This window comes from Mesorhizobium sp. M6A.T.Cr.TU.016.01.1.1, assembly GCF_003952585.1.
Lineage (GTDB): Bacteria > Pseudomonadota > Alphaproteobacteria > Rhizobiales > Rhizobiaceae > Mesorhizobium > Mesorhizobium mediterraneum.
In genome coordinates, this window is sequence record NZ_CP034452.1 from 2,370,424 (window position 1) to 2,384,267 (window position 13,844).

General features: G+C 64.1%; 11 protein-coding genes. 8 read left to right on the forward strand and 3 right to left on the reverse strand.

Features of this window, described 5'->3' with window-relative positions; all coding sequences use genetic code 11:
• Position 1 precedes the first annotated feature (1 nt).
• From EJ075_RS11275 to EJ075_RS11310, 7 genes are all read left to right on the forward strand, one after another.
• Positions 2-1,387, forward strand: a complete 1,386-nt coding sequence (locus EJ075_RS11275; protein WP_164547079.1) for a glutamine synthetase family protein — start codon at positions 2-4, stop codon at positions 1,385-1,387.
• The gene (locus EJ075_RS11280; protein ID WP_126104401.1) at positions 1,387-2,676 is read left to right on the forward strand and encodes an FAD-binding oxidoreductase; all 1,290 of its coding nucleotides are present in this window, start codon (positions 1,387-1,389) and stop codon (positions 2,674-2,676) included. The genes EJ075_RS11275 and EJ075_RS11280 overlap by 1 nt, the downstream gene beginning before the upstream one ends.
• A gap of 65 nt (positions 2,677-2,741) precedes the next feature.
• Positions 2,742-3,947, forward strand: coding sequence for a 3-oxoadipyl-CoA thiolase (gene pcaF / locus EJ075_RS11285; protein ID WP_126104402.1), 1,206 nt, complete (start codon positions 2,742-2,744; stop codon positions 3,945-3,947).
• 161 nt (positions 3,948-4,108) lie between these two features.
• Positions 4,109-5,140 carry a BMP family protein gene (locus tag EJ075_RS11290; RefSeq protein WP_126104403.1) on the forward strand — a complete coding sequence of 344 codons (1,032 nt, stop codon included), beginning with the start codon at positions 4,109-4,111 and terminating at the stop codon, positions 5,138-5,140.
• A gap of 276 nt (positions 5,141-5,416) precedes the next feature.
• On the forward strand, positions 5,417-6,907 hold the full coding sequence (locus EJ075_RS11300) for an ABC transporter ATP-binding protein (protein WP_126107312.1): 1,491 nt from the start codon (positions 5,417-5,419) through the stop codon (positions 6,905-6,907).
• The gene (locus EJ075_RS11305) at positions 6,907-7,962 is read left to right on the forward strand and encodes an ABC transporter permease (RefSeq protein ID WP_126104404.1); all 1,056 of its coding nucleotides are present in this window, start codon (positions 6,907-6,909) and stop codon (positions 7,960-7,962) included. Before EJ075_RS11300 ends, EJ075_RS11305 begins: the two co-directional genes overlap by 1 nt.
• On the forward strand, positions 7,959-8,903 hold the full coding sequence (locus EJ075_RS11310) for an ABC transporter permease (RefSeq protein ID WP_126104405.1): 945 nt from the start codon (positions 7,959-7,961) through the stop codon (positions 8,901-8,903). Before EJ075_RS11305 ends, EJ075_RS11310 begins: the two co-directional genes overlap by 4 nt.
• A gap of 23 nt (positions 8,904-8,926) precedes the next feature.
• Here EJ075_RS11310 and EJ075_RS11315 read toward each other — a convergent pair whose 3' ends face one another.
• The 3 genes from EJ075_RS11315 to EJ075_RS11325 form a co-directional block, all read right to left on the reverse strand.
• A complete protein-coding gene (locus EJ075_RS11315; protein ID WP_126104406.1) occupies positions 8,927-9,811 on the reverse strand; it encodes an NmrA family NAD(P)-binding protein in 885 nt (294 codons plus the stop codon).
• A gap of 142 nt (positions 9,812-9,953) precedes the next feature.
• Positions 9,954-12,173 (reverse strand): molybdopterin cofactor-binding domain-containing protein, encoded by a 2,220-nt coding sequence (locus EJ075_RS11320; protein WP_126104407.1) that lies wholly within the window; start codon positions 12,171-12,173, stop codon positions 9,954-9,956.
• A 3-nt stretch (positions 12,174-12,176) separates the two neighbouring features.
• Complete coding sequence (locus tag EJ075_RS11325; RefSeq protein ID WP_095484979.1) at positions 12,177-12,629, reverse strand: (2Fe-2S)-binding protein; 453 nt, start codon at positions 12,627-12,629, stop codon at positions 12,177-12,179.
• A 232-nt stretch (positions 12,630-12,861) separates the two neighbouring features.
• Between EJ075_RS11325 and EJ075_RS11330 the strand changes: the two genes are divergently transcribed.
• Complete coding sequence (locus EJ075_RS11330) at positions 12,862-13,842, forward strand: AraC family transcriptional regulator (RefSeq protein ID WP_126104408.1); 981 nt, start codon at positions 12,862-12,864, stop codon at positions 13,840-13,842.
• Positions 13,843-13,844 lie beyond the last annotated feature (2 nt).

Below are 13,844 nucleotides of genomic sequence, written 5' to 3' on the forward strand. Positions count from 1 at the left end.
GATGCTCAAGACCACAACAACGGATGCACCTGAAATGACCCCAATGGAGGATCCGAAAGGATGGCTGGAGCAGCAGGGGATCAGGGAAGTCGAGTGCCTGGTGCCGGACGTGAATGGCGTGTTGCGCGGCAAGACCTTGCCGACGGCCAAGCTGCTGAAGTCACTCGAGGATCGCGCGCTCTATCTGCCGAGCAGCGCCTTCCTGGTCTGCATCGACGGCCGCTATTCCGGTTCCAACGACGAGGGTTTTGGCTACCAGGACCCCGATATGCGGATGGTGCCGGATGTTGCGACGCTCTGCCTTGCGCCTGGCGCCGGAGCAGGCAGAGCCTATGTCTTTGCCGATGCGTTTCACATGGACGATCGGCCGTGGATGGCCTCGCCGCGTCATGTCCTAAGGGCCGTGCTTGATCTCTATCGCCAGCGCGGATGGCGGGCGGTGGTGGCGCCTGAGCTCGAATTCTACCTGACCGCGCCCAATCCCGATCCTGATCGGCCGCTGACAGCACCGGTCGGGCGCAATGGCCGCTCCGAAACCGTGCAGCACCCCTACGACATGGCGGCGCTGGAGGAGTTCGAGCCGGTGATCCAGCGACTCTACGACTACGCCGCAAAGGCCGGGCTGCCGCTCGACACGCTGATCCATGAATCGGGCACGGCGCAGCTCGAGATCAATTTCCTGCATGGCGACGCGCTGCCGCTGGCCGACAAGGTGCTGCTGTTCAAGCGGTTGACGCGCCAGGCCGCACAGGAATTCGGCATGCATGCAACCTTCATGGCCAAGCCGATCGCAGCACAAGCCGGCAGCTCCATGCATCTCCACATGTCGGTCATCGACGAGGCCGGGAATACGCTGTTTGCCGGGCGTGATGATGCCGACACCGATATGTTTGGGCATTTCATCGGCGGCCTGCAGAAATACATTCCCGAGGTGATGCCGCTGTTTGCACCGAACGTGAATTCGTTCCGCCGCATCCGGCCGAACCACAGCGCGCCGGCCAACATCGAGTGGTCGCATGACAACCGCTCCTGCGGCCTGCGCGTGCCGGCCGGTGGGCGCGCCGCCCGTCGGGTGGAAAACCGGCTGCCCGGCGCCGATTCCAATCCCTATCTGGCGATGGCCGGCTCGCTGCTCTGCGGCTATCTCGGCGTCGAGGAAAAGCTCTCGCGCTCGCCAGAGGCATCGGGCAACGCCTATCGCAGCAAGAGCACGCTGCCGAAAACCATGGAGGAGGCGCTCGACCGTTTCGCCGCGTGCAGTCCGGTCCGGGAGTTGCTCGGCGAGGATTTCTTCCAGACCTATCTGCGCGTCAAAAGCGTCGAACTCGACTTGTTCCAGAGCGTCGTCACGAGCTGGGAACGCGACCATCTGCTGCTCAAGGTTTGATGATGGGCTTCAACTCCGGCCTGGATATCGGCAAGTCCTATTATGTCGCGACGGCCAATCCGGCTCCGGATCATCCGGCGCTGCAAGGCGACGTTGACGCCGATCTGGTGGTGGTCGGCGGCGGCTGCACCGGCCTGTCCGCGGCTCTTCATGCCGCCGAGCGCGGGCTGAAGGTCGTGCTCTTGGAGGGCGGCAAGATCGGATGGGGCGCGTCCGGGCGCAATGGCGGCCAGATCATCCCCGGCCTGCGCAAGGGCGCCAAGGGTCTGGTCAAGCTTTATGGGCCCGAACGGGCGCGGGCGCTGTTCGACCTCGCCTTCGAGGCGCGCGGGCTGGTGCTCGACCTGATCGAGCGCCACGCCATCGATTGCGACCTCCGGCTGACCGGCCACCTCGCCGGTGCGGTCAATAGCTCCGACCTGCGCGACCTCGAAGAAGAGGCCGAGTGCCTTGCCACCGTGATAAATTTTCATGACATCGAGATGCTGTCGGCAGCGCAGGCGCGCGGAATGGTAAACACGCCCTATCACGGCGCGATGTACGAGAAGCTCGGCGGCCATATGCATTCGCTGAACTATACGCTGGGTCTTGCCCGCGCGGCGGCAGCGGCGGGCGTCACCATCCACGAAAATTCGGTGGCGCTGCGGCTGGAGCGGCAACCTTCCATCCGGGTTTCGACGGCCAAGGGCTCGGTCCGGGCTAGGCATGTCGTGCTGGCTGGCGACGCCCTGCTCCAGGGGCTCGAGCCGCGCGTCAACAGCCGCATCATGCCGGTCGGCAACTACATCATCGCGACCGAGCCGCTGGACGACACGAGCGACGTCATCCCAAGCAATGTGGCCGTTTCCGACACGCGCTTCGTGGTCAACTACTACCGGCTGTCGGCGGATGGCCGCCTGCTGTTCGGTGGCGGCGAGCGCTACACGCCGTCGCCGCCAGCCGACATTGCTGGCTTCGTGCGGCCGCATATGGAAAACACTTTTCCGCAATTGCGCGGTCGCCGCATCGACCATGCCTGGGGCGGGCTCGTCTCGGTGACGACATCGCGCCTGCCGGATGTCGGCCACTATGGCGAGGTCTATTTTGCGCATGGTTATTCCGGCAAGGGCGTGATCCTGTCGACGCTGTCGGGAAAGCTGCTCGCCGAGGCGATCACCGGCGACGCTTCGCGGTTGGATCTGTTTTCGACGCTGAGGCCAATGCCGTTTCCTGGTGGCACGGCGCTGCGCGGTCCGCTTTATGTGCTCGGCATGCTCTGGTATGCGATGCGCGACCGTATCAAGCACTGAGCGAAAGCGGGCGGGACCGTAGCAGGGCGGCGTATAAGGAAACCGGAAAAGAGAAAGCTGCATAGATGGCCGAGGCCTATATCTGCGACTACATCCGCACGCCGATCGGGCGCTTTGGTGGGCAGTTGGCGTCGGTCCGAGCCGACGATCTTGGCGCGATACCCCTAAGGGCATTGGTCGAGCGCAACCCCGGCATCGACTGGGCTGGTATCGACGACGTCGTCTATGGCTGCGCCAACCAGGCCGGCGAGGATAATCGCAATGTGGCGCGCATGGCGCTACTGCTCGCCGGACTGCCCAAGGAGATTTCGGGTTCGACCGTCAATCGCCTCTGCGGTTCGGGCATGGATGCCGTCATCATCGCCGCGCGCGCCATCAAGGCGGGCGAGGCGGAGCTGATGATAGCAGGCGGCGTCGAATCGATGAGCCGCGCTCCCTTCGTCATGCCCAAGGCGGAGACGGCGTTTTCGCGCAATGCCGAGATCCACGACACCACCATCGGCTGGCGTTTCGTCAATCCGTTGATGAAGAAGCAGTATGGCGTCGATTCGATGCCGGAGACCGGTGAGAATGTCGCAAAAGAGTACGCCATCTCCCGCGCGGACCAGGATGCCTTCGCCCTGCGCAGCCAGGACAAGGCGGTCGCCGCGCAAGCCAATGGCCGGCTGGCGAAAGAGATCACTCCCGTAACGATCCCGCAGCGCAAGGGCGATCCGGTTATCGTCTCGAAGGACGAGCATCCCCGCGCCGGTACGACGTTCGAGGCGCTGGCGAAATTGCCGACGCCGTTTCGGCAAGACGGCACGGTCACGGCCGGCAATGCCTCGGGCGTCAACGATGGCGCCGCTGCGCTGATCGTTGCCTCGGAAGCCGCGGTGAAGAAATACGGCCTGACGCCGATCGCCCGCATTCTTGGAGGCGCGGCCGCCGGCGTGGCGCCACGTATCATGGGCATCGGTCCTGTGCCGGCGACGCAGAAGCTGTGTGCCCGGCTCGGCCTGAAGCCAACAGATTTCGACGTCATCGAGCTCAACGAAGCCTTTGCCTCCCAGGGCATCGCCGTGCTCCGCCAACTCGGCATTGCCGAGGACGCGGAGCACGTCAATCCGAATGGCGGTGCCATCGCGCTCGGCCACCCGCTCGGCATGTCGGGTGCGCGCATATCAGGCACCGCGGCGCTGGAGCTTCGCGAGCGCGGCGGCCGCTATGCGCTCGCCACCATGTGCATCGGCGTCGGCCAAGGCATCGCCGTGGCGCTGGAAAGGCTGTAAAACAAACTGCAATCAACGGTCGCCGCCACGAGGCGCGGCCAGCTGCAGCTTCCCGGCAAATTTGACCATGTGGACAAAGGTCGGACGCCGTTCCATAGTTCCCTCGCTGATAATTCAAAGAAACAGCCGGCTCGACACGGCGTCAATCAGAGGGGCATGCAATGGAAAATGGGAAGAGCAAAATCCAATCGAAACGCGAAGGACTTTCGCGACGCAATGTGCTGGAGCTGGGCGCGCTAGGCTTGGCAGCAGCCATGCTGCCGGGCAGTGCCTTGGCGCAGGACAAGAAGCTGAAGGTGGCGGCGATCTTCGCCACGCCGATCGAGGAGCCATGGGACCACCAGATCCATGTCGCCCTGCAGAGGGCCGAGAAGGAACTCGGCATCGAATACAAATGGTCGGAGAAGGTGCAATCGGCCGATTTCAGCCGGGTCATGCGCGAATATGCGCAAGGCGGCTATGAGCTGGTTCTCGGCGATGCTTTCGCCGCCGAGCGCGAATCCCGCCGAACCGCCAAGCAGTTCCCGAAGGTCGCCTTCCTGTTCGGCTCCGGCGCCGGGCCGGCCGAGCCGAATTTCGCAGTCTTCGACAACTGGATCCACGAGCCGGCCTATCTCTCCGGCCTGATCGCCGGAAAGATGTCGAAATCAGGCACGATCGGCGCCGTCGCGGCGATGGGCATTCCTGAGGTCAACCGGCTGGTCAACGCCTTCTTTGCCGGTGCCAGGGAGGTCAATCCTGATATCAAGAGGAAGGTCGCTTTCATCGGCTCCTTCTTCGATCCGCCGAAGGCAAAGGAAGCGGCGATCGCCCAGATCGACGCCGGCGTCGACGTGATCTATGCCGAACGCTTCGGCGTCATCGAAGCGGCGGTCGAGAGGAAAATCCTCGCCATCTCCAACATGTCCGACCAGTCGAGCCTCGGCCCGGACACGGTGATCACCGGCCCGGTCTGGGACATGTATCCGACGGTCGAGCACGCGATCAAGCTGGTCAAGGCGGGTGTCTTCACCGCGCAGGATTACGGCGATTTCTCGCGCATGGCCAAGGGCGGCTCCTTTCTGGCGCCCTACCACAAGTTCGACAAGACGCTGCCTGCTGACGTCAAGGAGCTGGTCGAGAAGAGGAAGGCCGAAATCCTAGACGGCAATTTCCGCGTCGATGTCGACGAGAACACGCCGGTTTCGGATTAGAGCGCTGTCTTTTTTGGGGATCTGGCGCTTGTCGCACCCCCCTCTGGCCTGCCGGCCATCTCCCCCTCAAGGGGGGAGATTTGCAGCTTCGCGGACAGCGCCTTTTCTTCAGCGTTGACGATTTGCGAAAGCCGAAGTGACATCCAATCTCCCCCCTTGAGGGGGAGATGGCCGGCAAGCCAGAGGGGGGTGCGGCGCATCCCGTCGATCAAAGCTGAATCGTAGAGCCAATTCCGATCAGGAGCACCCGTGCCGAGGCCCGCCCCACTCATCGAAATGCGCGGCATCTCCAAGAGCTTCGGCGCCGTCAAGGCAAACGAAGCCGTCGATCTGAGCGTGGCACCCGGTGAAATTCTCGGGCTGCTGGGTGAAAACGGCGCCGGCAAGACGACGCTGATGAACGTGCTGTTCGGCGCCTATGCGCCCGATGCCGGCGAGATCCTGGTTCAGGGCCGTCCGGTGACGATCAACAGTTCGGCCGATGCGCTTGCCGCCGGCATCGGCATGGTGCACCAGCACTTCCATCTGGCGCCGCGGCTTTCGGTGCTGGAAAACCTGCTGATCGGCATTCCCGGAAAGTCGGGCCGGATCGATCGCGCCGGCGGGCTGGCGCGGCTGGGGGAGATCGGCCGGCAGCACGGGCTCACGCTCGATCCGGACCTTCCCGTCTCGGCACTCTCGGTCGGCGAGCAGCAGCGTCTCGAAATCGTCAAGGCGCTGTTTCGCGGCGCAAGGCTGCTGATCCTCGACGAGCCGACGGCGGTGCTGGCGCCGACAGAGGTCGACGGGCTGTTTTCGGCACTGCGGTCGATGGCGGCCCAGGGCCTCGGCATCATCTTCATCTCGCACAAGCTCAACGAGGTCAGGGCGCTGACCCATCGCTGCGTGGTGCTGCGGCATGGCCGCGTTGCCGGCAGTGTCGACGCGCCTGCCAGCACGACGTCCTCGGAGATGGCGCGGCTGATGTGCGGCCACGAGATCGTTCCGCCGGCCAGGGGACCATCGACGCCGGGTGCCGCGGTGCTGACGCTCGACGATATCTCGACGTCGCGGCATTCCGGCATGGCGCTGCGTGACGTGTCGCTTGCTGTGCGAGCCGGTGAGATCCTTGGCATTGCCGGTGTCTCGGGCAATGGCCAGCGGGCGCTGGCCGAGGTGATCTCCGGCGTTCGTGCGCCCGATGCCGGCCGGATGACCATAGCCGGCAAAATTGTCTCGCGGTTCTCGCCGCGCGAGGTGCAGGCGCTCGGTCTCGGGCGCATTCCGGAAGACCGCATGACGACCGGGCTGGTCACCAACCTGCCGCTCGCCGATTCGATGGTGCTGCCGCGCATCGGCACCGACGCGTTCAGCCGCAACGGCCTGCTCAGGCCCGACGCGATCCGCGCCTTCGCCGAGGCGCAGATCAAGGCCTATGACATACGCTGCCCCGGGCCGATGACACGGGCCGGAGCGCTGTCCGGCGGCAATCTGCAAAAGGCGCTGCTGGCGCGCGAGCTCGCCTTCGACCCAAAGGTGCTGATCGTGTCGCAGCCGACGCGCGGTCTCGACATCGGCGCGGCGCGCTTCATCCACGAAAAGTTCCTCGACATGCGCGCCAAGGGCTGCGGTATCATCGTCCTCGGCGAGGATCTCGAAGAGCTGCTCATGCTCTGCGACCGCATCGCGGTAATGTACGAGGGACGCATCGTCGGCACGCTCGCCAGCGCCGACGCCACCATCGCGCGGCTCGGCCTGATGATGACCGGGGCGGAGGGTCACGGCTGATGTTCCGCTTGGAAGCCCGCACCAACACGCCCGCCTGGTTCAATCTCGCTCTGCCGCTGCTGGCGATCGGGGCAGCGCTGGTGTTATGCAGCGGTCTGATCGCGCTGGCCGGCGCCGGCGTGATCGAGGCCTATGGCGTGATGTTTTCGGCGTCGCTCGGCGACAGCTATGCGATCACCGAAACGCTGGTGCGCGCAACGCCGATGATCTTCACCGGACTTGCCGTCGCCGTCGCCTTCCGCGCCAAATTCTGGAACATCGGCGCCGAGGGGCAGTTGCTTGCCGGCGCGGTGGCGAGCTGCGCGGTCGGCGCCATCCCGATGCCGGGGCTGCTCGCCATGCTGCTGATGGCCCTGGCGGGCGCGGCTGCCGGCGCTGCGGTCGCGCTTATTCCCGCGACGCTGCGCGTAAAATTCAGGGTTGATGACGTGGTCAGCTCGCTGCTGCTCAACTCGGTCATCTTCTATGCCCTGATGGCGCTGATCGAGGGTCCGTGGAAAGACAGTTTCAGCGGCTACCCGATCTCGCCGCCGATCGAGGATTCGGCGAATTTCCCGGTACTGCTCGAAGGCACGCGGCTGCATCTTGGGGTCGTGGCGGCGTTCCTTGCTGCGCCGGTCATCTGGTTCCTGATCGCGCGCACGACGCTCGGCTTCAGGATCAGGATCATCGGCGAGAACCCCGAAGCGGCGCGCTATGGCGGTATCCATGTCGAGCGCGTGCTGATCTCGACGGCGCTGCTGTCGGGCGCGCTCGCCGGCCTTGCCGGCGTCGGCGAGGTCGGCGGCGTGCATTTCCAGGTGATGAGCGACATCTCGCCGGGCTATGGCTATTCCGGCATCGTCGTCGCCATGCTGGCGAGGCTCAATCCGCTTGGCGTGATACCGGCGGCGCTCTTCCTCGCCGCCGTCATGACCGGTGCCGAGGCGATGTCGCGGGCCACCGGCGTTCCGGCCTTCCTCAGCGACGTCATCCAGGGAACCGCGCTGCTTGCCATGCTGGTGGCACTGCTGTTCACCGCCTACCGCATCCGCCGCGTGGGGACAGCCAAATGAGCGTGGTGCTCGAGCAGATTTTTCAGGTCGGCTTCCTCGCCGCGATCATCCGCATCGCCACGCCTTTGGCTTTTGCGACGTTGGGCGAGATGTTCTCCGAGCGGGCCGGCGTGCTCAATCTCGGCATCGAAGGCATCATGCTGTTGTCGGCGATGACCGGCTTCACCGCGACCAGCCTCAGCGGCAGCCTGTGGCTCGGCGTGCTGGCGGCAGTTGTCACCGGTGCGCTGATGGGTGCCGTGCATGCGCTGTTTACGGTAGCGCTCGGCCTCAGCCAGCATGTCTGCGGCATCGGCGTGACACTGTTCTCATCGGGGCTTGCCTATTTCCTCTACCGGCTGATCTTCGGCCAGCAATCGGTGCCGCCCAGCATCAAGAGTTTCGAAACGCTGCCGATTCCTTTTCTCTCCGACATCCCGGTGCTCGGGCCGGCGGTGTTCAACCAGTTTTCGCTGGTCTACATGGCGATCCTTGCCGTTCCCCTGGCTGCCTTCGTGCTCTACCGCACACCGTGGGGCCTGTCGGTGCGCATGGTCGGCGAAAATCCGCGCGCCGCCGACTCGGCCGGCGTCAGCGTCATTGCGACACGCTTCCAGGCGGTGATTCTCGGCGGCGCCTTGATGGGGCTGGCCGGGGCTTTCTTGTCGATGGTGCAGTTCAACGCCTTCACCTTCGGCCTCGTTTCAGGGCGCGGCTGGGTGGCGATCGCGCTCGTCGTCTTCGGCCGCTGGGATCCCTGGCGTTCGGCAGGGGCGGCCCTGCTGTTCGCCTTCGTCGATGCCTTGCAGTTGCGCATGCAGGCGAGCGGACTCGGCCATATCCCCTATGAGACGTTCCTGATGCTGCCCTTCATCTTCACCATCGTCGCCATGGCGGTGATGTCTCGCAACGCCGTCGCTCCTTCGGCGTTGCTCAAACCGTTTCGCCGGGAAGAACGCTGACAGCCAGGCGAAATGCGGGGTCCTTAGCTGGCGACTGCGGGCTTCAGTACCTCCTCGCACCATTGGCGAAAGCTGGTGGGTGTGGTGGACTCAGGAGTACGCGGCTCGGCGGTATCGAGGTCCTCGTTCTTGGCCTCCAGCATGTCGACCATGGCCTGCGCGAAAGCCTCGGAGGCGCCGCGTTCGATGAAACCCGCTCTGAATGCCTCGAAGGAGACCTGCTCAAAGCGTACTGGTTTTCCCAGCACCTGCGACATGATCTGCGCCATGTCGTTGAAGGACAGGTCCTCTGGGCCGAGGATTGGGACACGGTCTTGTCCGCTCCAGGTGGGGTCGAGCAGCAGCTTGGCGGCGGCAGCGGCAATGTCGCGGGTGGCGCAGGTAGGGAGCTTGCGGTTCCCGGAGATTGGCCAGAAGAACATGCCCTGGTTCTTGATCGGCACCACCTGGCGCAAGATGTTGTCCATGAACGAAGGCATCGTCAGCGCCCGGTAGCTCACGCCCGTGCTCGCGATCAGATCGTCCATTGCCAGCGACGCCGACACATGTCCGGCCTTCCCGGCCACCGCCGTCCCGTGGCCAAGGGCCGACACCGCGACCACCCGTTTCACTCCCCGGCTCTTGATCGCGTCGCATGCCGGCCGGCTGAAATCCACATAGGCTGCCTCGACGTTCTCGGCGTGGACGTTTGGGGGCACCAGCCAGAACACGGCGTCGGCGCCAGCGAACGCCTCGTTGACGATGCCGATGTCGCCGTGCGACCCCTGCACCACCTCGACGCGCTCGCGTGTGTGCGAGGACAGACGGGAGGGGTCGCGCGCGATCACCCGGATAGGCTCGCCGCTGCCGAGGAGAATCTCGAGGACTTGGTGGCCGATGCTGCCTGTAGGTGTGGTGACGACGATCATATGGATCTCTCACTTCGTGTCGTGACCGCATTTCGCGATCGACGGGATAGATCGCCCTCGCGTTCCCGGTCGATGGCGGTCGCTTGAATCATCCAGACGACCGCCATGAGCGCAACGAGGGCGAGGGTGAGCACCTCCCAATTCAGGCGTTGAGCGCCGCCAGCACCCGCTCCGGCAGGAACGGATAGTGCCGGAGCCGTACGCCGCCGGTGAGCCGCGCCACCGCGTTGGCGATCGCCGGACCGATCGGCGGGAGGCCGACCTGGCCGATGCCCCCGATCGGATTCTCGGGCGTTGGAATCACGGTGACCTGGATATCGGGCGCCTCGGACATGCGTATCACCCGATAGGTGTCGAAGTTCGTTTCCTGCACCTCGCCATCGACGATGTTGATCTGCTCGAACAACGCATGGCTGGCGCCGCCTGTGATCCCGGTAATCATCAGCGCTTCGATGTTGCGCGGCTGTACCGCTGTCCCCGGATCGACAGCGCACCACACGGTGTGCACGCGGATCTCGCCGGTCTCGCGGTCAAGCGAGACCTCGGCGATCTGAGCGCAGTGGGAGCCAAAGGCATCGGAATAGGCGACGCCCAGCGCCCGCCCGTCGCGTTGGCGGTCCCATTCGGCCATCTGGGCGACGGTCTCGATGACCTTGCGCGCCCGCGGCTGGTCTTTCAGGAGCTCCAGCCGAAGCGCCACAGGATCGACCCCCTTGGCGGTGGCGATTTCGTCGATGACACATTCGATGCCGAACCTGGTGTAGCCAACCCCGACCCCGAACCAGAAGCCTATGTCCAGGCCGTTATCCCTACGGATGTACTCGATCTGATGCGCAGGGACGGCATAGTTGAAATGGGCGCCCTCGGTCACCACACTGTCGTGGCCGCCTTCGCTCTCGAACAGTTGAGGCATTGTGCGGGCAAAAATGGAATCCGCCACGATGCGATGCCGCCAGCCGATAATGTTGCCGTCGCCGTCGAGCCCGACCTGCACATGTTGCGCTTCGAGCGGCCGGTACTTGCCGTGCTGGACGTCGTCTTCGCGGCTCCAGATGACCTTGATCGGGCGGCCCTGCACCGCCTTGGCGAGCGACACTGCATCGATGATGAAGTCGGCCTCGGCTTTGCGGCCAAAACCGCCACCGAGCAGGGTGGTGTTCACCTTGACCTTGTCAGGGGTGGTGCCGGCCACCTCCGCGGCAAAGCCCTGGGTGCCTGTTGGGCCTTGCGTCGGCGCCCAGATTTCAACCGTATCGCCCGCCACGAGCGCCGTGGCGTTCATCGGCTCCATGGTCGCATGGTGAACATGGTCGCTCATGTAATCGACCTCGATGAGAGTTGCGGCCTTCGAGATCGCGGCCTGTGCGTCGCCCTCCGCGGCAGCGCTGACGCCGGTTTGGGCGAGGTCGCGGCCAATGCGGCGATACTCTTCCAACAGCCGATCGCTGGTGTAATTGCGGATCCGCGACGACGTGGTCCACACGATTTTGAGCAGATCCTTGGCCCGCTTCGTCGCCTCGACCGTTTCGCCGATGATGCCGACGCCGTAAGGCAGCGGCACGATGTGCGTGATGCCCGGCACGGTCCTGGCTTCGGCATCGTCGATGGTTGCCGGCTGCTCGCCCTGAACGGGCGCCCGCAGCACCGCTCCGTACAGCATGTCCGGAAGCTGCACGTCGATGCCGAAGATCGCGGTGCCGTCGACCTTCGAGGGTATGTCGATACGCGGCACCGTCAGATTTCCGATATAGCGCCACTGATCGCTCGGCTTCAGATCGGCGTCGGTCGCCTGCGGCAGCAGATCCGGAAGCGCGCCGGCCGCGGCGACCTCGCCATACTCCAGCTGGCGGCCCGACCGCGCGTGCACGACCCGGTTGGGCTCCGTGGTGAGTTCGCTCACCGGAACGTTGAGCATGTCGGCGGCACTTGCCAGGATGATCTTGCGGGTCTGGGCGCCGACCAGGCGCAACATTTTGTAATAGCCCCGCGTGGATTCGCTGCCGCCGGTGAGCTGCACGCCGTAAAAGCCAGGGTTGCCGTATTTCTCCGCGTCGGACGGAGCCTGGACGACGCGAACTTTGTGCCAATCGGCGTCCATGTCCTCGGCGATGAGCAGCGGCAGCGTCGTCACGATGCCCTGGCCCATCTCGGATGCGGGTGACATGATGGTCACGGTGCCGTCGGCGGCGATGGTCAGCCAGGCGTTCGGCCGGTAACTGCCCTCGACCGTCGGCGCAATGCTGGCGCCCGAGGCATCCTGGAGCAGGCCTCCGAACGCAACTGCGATGCCGGTGGCGCCAACGGTGATGAGGAAGCTGCGCCGCGACAACGTTCTGGTGTGCAGCTGCAATGTCTCGGTCATGGCTCAGGCCTCCCGTGCGGCGCGTTGAATGGCGCTGATGATTCGCACATAGGTCCCGCAGCGGCAGATGTTGCCGTCCATGTGTTCGACGATCTGATCGCGGGTGGGGTTGGGGTTGCTCTTGAGGAGTGCCGCCGCCTGCATGATCTGCCCGGACTGGCAGTAGCCGCATTGCGGCACCTGCTCGGCGATCCAGGCTTGCTGCAGCGGATGGCTGGCATCCGGCGACAGGCCCTCGATTGTCGTCACCTCCATTCCGGCCACGTCCTGAAGCAGCGTTATGCAGGAGCGCGTCGGCTCGCCGTCGACATGAACGGTGCAGGCGCCACATTGCGCGATGCCGCAACCGAATTTGGTGCCGGTGAGTTTCAGATGCTCTCGTATCACCCATAGAAGCGGGGTATCTGGCTCGGCGGCGAGATCCACCGCCCGTCCATTGATCGTGAACGCTGTCATGGCTATTGTTCCCTTAACCGGCGCAATCATCGGATTTCTTCCAGTGATGATGGCAACGTTATCCGCTCTATCCGTAGACATCCACGACTATGCCATCATGAATATTTCAAGAATTTGATTATTACTTCAGATGTTTCCACATTGTCGGAGACGTTGTTATAAAATAGCCTGTTGAGGAAATGCGATCTATGCTGTAAAGTCCGTATTATCTTCGCAATCGTCCGGGAGGCCCATGGATCCGCTCTCAGATGTGCTGTCGCTGCTTAAGCCACGCAGTTATGTGTCCGCCGGCTTCGATGCAGGGGGAAACTGGTCAATCCAGTTCTCCGATCAGCACGAACTTATCAAATGCTACGCTGTGGTTTCCGGCGGGTGCTGGCTCACCGTGGAAGGTGTTGCCGATGCGGTGCGGCTGGAGAAGGGGGACTGCTTCGTGCTGCCGAGCGGGCGGCCTTTCCGCCTCGCAAGCGACATGACTTTGACGCCTGTCGGAGCCGGCACGATTTTTCCCCCCGCGCGGGCTGGCGGCGTCGTGACGTATAATGGCGGCGGTGATTTCTTTCTTGTCGGTAGCCGCTTCGCTGTCAGTGGCAATCATGCCGGCATGCTGCTGGGCATGCTGCCGCCCATCGTGCATATCCGGAAAGAAACGGATCAGGCGGCGCTGCGCTGGTCGGTGGAGCGGATGATGCAGGAACTGCACGAGCCGCAGCCGGGCGGTTTCCTGGTCGCGCAACACCTCGCCCACATGATGCTGGTTCAGGCTTTGCGCCTGCATCTGGCGGAAGGGCTGGGAGGTGGCGTTGGGTGGTTCTTCGCGCTGGCAGATAGACAGATGGCTGCTGCGATCAACGCCATGCACGACGATCCGGCGCATCGCTGGACGTTGCAGGAGCTGGCGGAGCGTGCCGGCATGTCGCGATCGACCTTTGCCCTGAAATTCAAGGAGATGGTTGGGACGTCGCCGATGGAGTACCTGACGAACTGGCGAATGCTGTTGGCGGGGGACAGGCTGGCAAATTCCAGCGACCCAATTTCCGTCATTGCCCTGTCGCTCGGCTACGAATCCGAAAGCGCCTTCAGCACGGCCTTCAAGAGGGTCATGAACTGCACACCACGGCAATATGGCCGTGGCCGGAACCCCGCTTCCCCTTCAACGTTCAACACGCGCCCAGAGGACACGGCCGCTGCCCGCTGGCTGAAAGCCGGTTGATC

What these genes read in the sequence shown, in the direction of transcription:
- EJ075_RS11275 (WP_164547079.1), top strand. Translation starts at nt 2, where the DNA reads ATGCTCAAGACCACAACAACGGATGCACCTGAAATGACCCCAATGGAG.
- EJ075_RS11280 (WP_126104401.1), top strand. Translation starts at nt 1,387, where the DNA reads ATGATGGGCTTCAACTCCGGCCTGGATATCGGCAAGTCCTATTATGTC.
- pcaF (WP_126104402.1), top strand. Translation starts at nt 2,742, where the DNA reads ATGGCCGAGGCCTATATCTGCGACTACATCCGCACGCCGATCGGGCGC.
- EJ075_RS11290 (WP_126104403.1), top strand. Translation starts at nt 4,109, where the DNA reads ATGGAAAATGGGAAGAGCAAAATCCAATCGAAACGCGAAGGACTTTCG.
- EJ075_RS11300 (WP_126107312.1), top strand. Translation starts at nt 5,417, where the DNA reads ATGCGCGGCATCTCCAAGAGCTTCGGCGCCGTCAAGGCAAACGAAGCC.
- EJ075_RS11305 (WP_126104404.1), top strand. Translation starts at nt 6,907, where the DNA reads ATGTTCCGCTTGGAAGCCCGCACCAACACGCCCGCCTGGTTCAATCTC.
- EJ075_RS11310 (WP_126104405.1), top strand. Translation starts at nt 7,959, where the DNA reads ATGAGCGTGGTGCTCGAGCAGATTTTTCAGGTCGGCTTCCTCGCCGCG.
- EJ075_RS11315 (WP_126104406.1), bottom strand. Translation starts at nt 9,811, where the DNA reads ATGATCGTCGTCACCACACCTACAGGCAGCATCGGCCACCAAGTCCTC.
- EJ075_RS11320 (WP_126104407.1), bottom strand. Translation starts at nt 12,173, where the DNA reads ATGACCGAGACATTGCAGCTGCACACCAGAACGTTGTCGCGGCGCAGC.
- EJ075_RS11325 (WP_095484979.1), bottom strand. Translation starts at nt 12,629, where the DNA reads ATGACAGCGTTCACGATCAATGGACGGGCGGTGGATCTCGCCGCCGAG.
- EJ075_RS11330 (WP_126104408.1), top strand. Translation starts at nt 12,862, where the DNA reads ATGGATCCGCTCTCAGATGTGCTGTCGCTGCTTAAGCCACGCAGTTAT.